The sequence below is a fragment of the Photorhabdus antumapuensis genome (assembly GCF_020387775.1).
Classification (GTDB): domain Bacteria; phylum Pseudomonadota; class Gammaproteobacteria; order Enterobacterales; family Enterobacteriaceae; genus Photorhabdus; species Photorhabdus antumapuensis.
Window position 1 is genome coordinate 1 of sequence record NZ_JAHZMK010000086.1, and the last position, 1,764, is coordinate 1,764.

The 1,764-nt window shown below is 46.4% G+C and carries 3 protein-coding genes; all 3 read left to right on the forward strand.

What is annotated here, in order from left to right:
• Positions 1 to 1,085, forward strand: a 1,085-nt coding sequence (locus KZ793_RS22170) for a VENN motif pre-toxin domain-containing protein (RefSeq protein ID WP_225817243.1), incomplete at its 5' end; no start/stop codon positions are given.
• Entirely contained in the window at positions 1,075 to 1,338 is a 264-nt protein-coding gene (locus KZ793_RS22175; protein WP_225817244.1) for a hypothetical protein, read from the forward strand. The genes KZ793_RS22170 and KZ793_RS22175, both read left to right, overlap by 11 nt.
• Before the next feature lie 143 nt (positions 1,339 to 1,481).
• Positions 1,482 to 1,628 (forward strand): hypothetical protein, encoded by a 147-nt coding sequence (locus tag KZ793_RS22180; protein ID WP_225817245.1) that lies wholly within the window; start codon positions 1,482 to 1,484, stop codon positions 1,626 to 1,628.
• The last annotated feature ends 136 nt before the right edge of the window (positions 1,629 to 1,764 follow it).

Here is a 1,764-nt window from a genome sequence, read left to right on the forward strand (position 1 = left end):
AATATCAAAAAGCGTTACAGGCAGCCACGGCAGCGATTCAGGGCTTAGCGGGGAACAATCTCGGTCAGGCGCTGGCCGGCGGTGCGTCGCCATATCTGGCCGGTGTGATTAAAGATCTAACAACTGACCCACAAACCCATCAGGTGGATATCGCCACCAACACGCTGGCCCATGCGATTTTAGGTGCCGTGGCGGCGGAAGTCAGTGGTAACAACGCTTTGGCGGGAGCAGCCGGCGCCGTGTCCGGTGAATTGGCGGCTCAGGTACTGATTAAGCAGCTTTACGGCGATAAGGCTAACGTCAGTGAGTTAACGGAGGAGCAGAAACAAACTATCAGCACCCTTTCTACCCTGGCAGCCGGGCTGGCAGGCGGCATTGCCGGTGACTCTACCGGGAGCGCCATTACTGGTGCTCAGGCCGGGAAGAATGCGACGGACAATAATGCACTGAGTTTACCAAAAGGGATGGCAGATTACGGTCGATCAGCATCAAGTCTGGCTACCGCTATGTTAAATGAAGGTCAATCCTCTCAAGAGATTTCGGCAGCATTGTCAAAACATGCCAAAGGCGATCACCCGGAAGGGCAAGACCCGGTAAGAGGATTGTTGGTCGTTTGGGGTGCAGGTGCTTCTGCTGTGGGAAGCACTATAGTTGCTCCTATTGCTGGGACCGCAGCTGTAGTGGGTGGAGCTTTACTGGGTGCAATATCTGACACCGGAAAACAGCTTATCACTATGAAACTAAACGAGAGTTACAGTTATACTGACACGCTTATAGCTGCCGGGGTAGGAGCATTAACCCAAGGTAAAGGTTTGATATATACAGAAGGGGTAAATATTGGTGGAGTTTGGCTAGGTAGCCAGCTTAAAGGTGAAGATGCAACTGGAGCTGTTATAGGTGCGGCTGTTGGTACTGTAGCGGGTGCTAAAGGTGGAAAAATAATTACAGATAAACTGGCTCCTGTCGTTGTCAGTCCTGTAGCGTCAGAAATAGGTGGGGCTATCGGAGGTACTGTTGTAGGTACAGTAATAGGCACTGGTATTGAAAACCAGATAAAAGAAAATGGAGCTAAAAATGGAAAATAAACGAATAGGATTAAAAGCTTTTATCCTACTTACAGTTTACTGGACATCGTTTATTTTTCTTTTAGCCTTTATTGCAGGGTTAGCTGTACCTGCATTTTATTATTTTGAAAATGGTTATTTTAATTATCATTGGAATGATTTTATTTACACTGCGAGAGTAGGAGTTGGTGCAGGATTGCCTGTTGGAATTGGGATTTGGGTATTGGCGAAGATAGAAGAAATTCGCAAAAGAAAATCCTCTTCAGATCCTTAGCTACTTAATTCCGGCCAGTATGATCGCGAGTTTGGATACTACTTGTTATTGAGAATAACTTTTTAAGTGTCAATGATCTGGATCGCTTTGCGCAGCAAGCCCGGAACTGTGAGGGGGACAGTTGTCAAAAAGTCATCAAGGATATGGTGGAGACCAATATCCGTAATCAGCAGGAAATGATGAACTTCTGCAACAGCAACCCGAGCCAGTGCGCGCAGAAGTATGGTTATCTGGTTGATCAGTGGCCGGTGTTTGAGCGTACCCTCAAAAATATTGATGTGGCACAGTAATTTTGGTCACCGTAATAAAGGTGATATTTTTACTTCAACAATCAAACAGGTGACATGATGAAAAGAAGTTTTAGCCCTGAATTCAAACTGGAATCCGCCCAGTTAGTCCTTGAGCAAAATTACAGTGTTATGGAGG